This window comes from Clostridium coskatii, assembly GCF_001675205.1.
Lineage (GTDB): Bacteria > Bacillota > Clostridia > Clostridiales > Clostridiaceae > Clostridium_B > Clostridium_B ljungdahlii.
Window position 1 is genome coordinate 1 of record NZ_LROR01000069.1, and the last position, 4,166, is coordinate 4,166.

Genomic DNA, 4,166 nt, shown 5'->3' on the forward strand with positions numbered 1-4,166 from the left:
CCCGTTCCTCCAGTTGGACCAGTTACTCCAGTTGCGCCAGTCTCTCCGGTTGGACCAGTTACTCCGGTTGAACCCGTTACTCCAGTTACTCCGGTTGGACCAGTCTCTCCAGTTGGACCAGTTACTCCAGTTGGGCCGGTTACTCCAGTTGCACCAGTTGGACCCGTTACTCCGGTTGGACCAGTTACTCCAGTTGGGCCGGTTACTCCGGTTGGACCCGTTACTCCAGTTGCTCCAGTTGGACCAGTCTCTCCGGTTGGACCAGTTACTCCGGTTGGACCAGTTACTCCGGTAGGGCCTGTCTCACCTGTTGGACCGGTTGGGCCAGTTACTCCAGTTGCTCCTGTAGGAACTACTTCAGTATATTCTATATTTAAGAATGGAATTTGATTTAAAACAACCCACTCTTTTGAAAAATAGCCTATTATAGAATCAATAACATTTTCTATTCCAGTTAAAGTAATTCCATTATTCGGTATTAAACCATTAACCCACCCAGCTACTATTTGAGTTATATCAATGCTTACAAAATTACCAACATCAGCATCTGTTATATTTACAAAGTATGGTGTTGGATTTATTGCGGGTGCATTATTCCACGTAACCGTATTTTCAGAAAAGTCACTTGCGTTCGTAAATACACTAACAGTTTGTGGTGACAATACTGCATCTGGTAAATCTTTTCTGAAAACAAATAATTCTAACGAAGCTTGTAATACATTACTTACTAAAGGAATAGCAGATAAGTCAAATTTTAATAAACTTCTAAATATATCATTTGGTTGAACAAATCTCCCTGTAAATAAAAGACTTGACGTTCCAAAATTTGTATTAGGATTCAGCATAGATATATATGCATCATCACTAGGATTAACTTGTATAAATGTCATAAATTCGTCTCCTCCTCTTATTCTCTTTTGTCATTATGCTGTTTTATAATTATGCTATTACAATATATGTTTCTGTACTAAAATAGGATACAAAAAAGCATTAAGTTTATAAGATTTATAATTATTACCTAAAAAATTATATGCAAAAAGTCTCAAATTTGGTATGCTTATATTGCCTAAAAACAAATAAACAAATTTGAAACTTTCTACAATGAATAGTTTATATGAAAAAGAATTATAGAAATCGTTATCCAGGGACGTACCCACTCTTTACCCCACTTGAAGAAGTTTGAGTATTAGTGTGGTTAGTTAATAGAATTCATTCTTTAAAAATATGCGGAAAAAAGCTATTGCATTCGCTATACTAATATATGCAAATTTAAAATAAACTTTCTCAATTGAGATTTAAAAGATGTTTTTTTCATTTCCTGATGCAAATGGAATAATGGAGCTATTGCCAATAAGTTCAACAACTCCTTGAATTCCTTATGCACCATTAGTACAAGTTTACAGCACATTCATGATATTTGCATTTATATATAGGGTAAATTGCTACTTCTACTGTATCCAAATCATAATATTAGCTATATATTCATCCCGATTAAAGTTATTACATTATTTTCTTAATAATAATCTGAAACAATATAAGCCGCCTAATAATTTAGAATATACAGCACTAGGACATATTTTATAATCAACTGAATCTACAAATTCAAATCCTGCAGTTTTTAAATTGTTAACTAATAAATTTAAATCCGCAGTTGGATAATCAACAGTTAATACAAGTAAGCCATCTTTTTTTAATACTCTGTAAAACTCCTTAATAGCTTCTCCTTTATCTACATTTGAAAGATGCTCAAGTACTGAAATACAATAAACTTTATCAAATTTATTATCCTCATAGGGAAGACTTGTCAAACTGCTATTTGAAAAGTTTATTTTATCTATATATTTTGAAGCCTCTTTAACATCTTCTTCATCAAAATATTGACTAACCCTTGATAAAGTTCTATTTTTATCTAAAATGTCAGTATCAATATCACATGCATATACATTTTTACATATGCTGGCTAAATAAAATTTGAAAGGGTGAGGAGCACCACAAGCTGCATCTAAACAGGTATCATTTTTTTCTAAAAAGTTTGATGCCCAGGCATATTCATAACATCTGCTCCACCAGTCACTAGGAATTTTTAATAAGCATTTTGTCTTTTTCTCATCTGTAGTAACTATAAATCTTGAAGATTTTTTGTCTATAGGAATTTTTGTTTTAGAGCTGTTTTTTTCAATATACATATTATACTTCTTATATATATCTGGATTTATTATAGATTTACGATATTCACCTATGAAAAAATCATTGTTTGGATAAATTCTACTTAATTCTTTTAATCCATATGCTCCATACTGTGATTTTAATCCTAAATAATTTTTATTAAAGGATTCGGATACATTTTGGAGTTTAAATCTTTGAAATAATGTCTTGTGGTAAACATAGGATTTATGACAAATTTTAGGAGCCCATTTTTTATTGGTACCCATATAATAATTATATCCTAATAAAATACTATCATCTTCATAACCTTGGGTACCTGTTAAAAAACCAACGTCATATGGACATATTTCTTTTAATACGCTTAATTTATGAATAACAGGATGCACAAATCCATTAGTAATTTTATTTTCTCCCATTGTAGACAAATATTTAATTTTATCTTCTAGAGTAGTATTTTTATTTGGAAAAGCGCTATCTGAAAAATTAGTTATTATTGCAGGAGATATCATTGGTTCTTCAGATGAATTCAAATATTGTATTAATGGTTCTTGCCAATTAGGAGGAAAAATCATATCAATATGAGCTTCTATAACATAATTAATATTAGAATAATTTTCTATAATATATCTAAGTCCTATATATCTAGATAATGTAATTCCTACATTTTCACCAATACCAATTATTTTATAGTTAAAATTGAATTTCTTCAAAATTTCTTCCAGCTCTTTATTGGACAAGCATCCCTGATTAAAAATCAACATATTAACATCTTTAGAATAGGATAAACTTTTCAAACATTGGGATGCCATAGTTATTTCTTCACCATAATTTTCTTTATTTATAAAAAACGGTAGCATATAAATATTCATTACAATCGACCCCTTATCTATATAAATTCTAACTACATTATATGAAGTTGTAATAATTTTAGTTAAGTTTTATATACAATTAACTTTTAATCATAAATTATTTATCAATAAATCTATAGTATTGAATCATATCGACTTTTATTTATAGGCAAAATTGAAGTTTATGAATAATATATAAATGAAAATAATTTAGTAAGTAATGACCCTATAAATTTATAGTGAAATTATATAGGAGGGAATTTAATGGATAAAAATAGACAGATTCTAATTGGAAGTCCTATAAGACAATCATGTGATATATTAGTTAATTTTATAAGCTTTTTAAAAAATATAGTAAAGAAAAACCTTTCAATAAACTACTTTTTTATAGATGATAATGATGATGTTAATTCAAGTAATTTGCTAAAAAATTTCTCTTTGGAATCAAATGACAAAGTTATAATTGAAAAAGGAGATAAAATAGACAATTATATTCGTACTGACAATATGCACTATTGGAAAGAAAATTTAATTTGGAAAATTGCAGAATATAAAAATAGAATTATAGATTATACTAAAAAAAATCATTATGATTATTTATTTTTAATAGATTCAGATATAATGGTGCATCCCAAAACATTATTAAGTTTAATCAATAGTAATAAAGATATAATATCTGAAATATTTTGGACTAGGTGGCAAAAAGATTCCGGTGAATTACCACAAGTTTGGGTGTGTGACGAATATTCTTTTGTTAATAAAGAACGAAATGAAATATTATCTCAAGATGAATTTAATAAAAAATATACAGACTTTATAGAAAAACTAAAAAAGCCAGGTGTATACGAAGTAGGTGGTTTAGGCGCCTGTACTTTGATAAGCAAAGAAGCTATTGAGAAGGGAGTTAACTTTAACAAAATCTATAATTTATCATTTTGGGGAGAAGATAGACATTTTTGCATAAGAGCAGCAGCTTTAGGTCTAAAATTATATGTTGACACCACTTATCCAGCCTATCATATATATAGAAAAGATAATTTAGAAAAAATCGAAGAATTTAAAAATAAATGTATATGTGATATTAACAAATCTTTGTATATAGATAATTTTACAAGAAATTTTTTAAAAAATTTTTATTCATATGATTATAAG

The 4,166-nt window shown here is 28.7% G+C and carries 3 protein-coding genes; 1 reads left to right on the forward strand and 2 read right to left on the reverse strand.

Features of this window, described 5'->3' with window-relative positions:
- On the reverse strand, nucleotides 1–890 hold an 890-nt coding region (locus CLCOS_RS16700; protein ID WP_153042953.1), incomplete at its 3' end, for a DNRLRE domain-containing protein.
- 615 nt (nucleotides 891–1,505) lie between these two features.
- A complete protein-coding gene (locus CLCOS_RS16705; RefSeq protein WP_063600441.1) occupies nucleotides 1,506–3,035 on the reverse strand; it encodes a class I SAM-dependent methyltransferase in 1,530 nt (509 codons plus the stop codon).
- 243 nt (nucleotides 3,036–3,278) lie between these two features.
- On the opposite strand from CLCOS_RS16705, the gene CLCOS_RS16710 reads away from it, so the two are divergent.
- The coding region (locus CLCOS_RS16710; RefSeq protein ID WP_430392619.1) for a glycosyltransferase family 2 protein at nucleotides 3,279–4,166 on the forward strand (888 nt) is incomplete at its 3' end.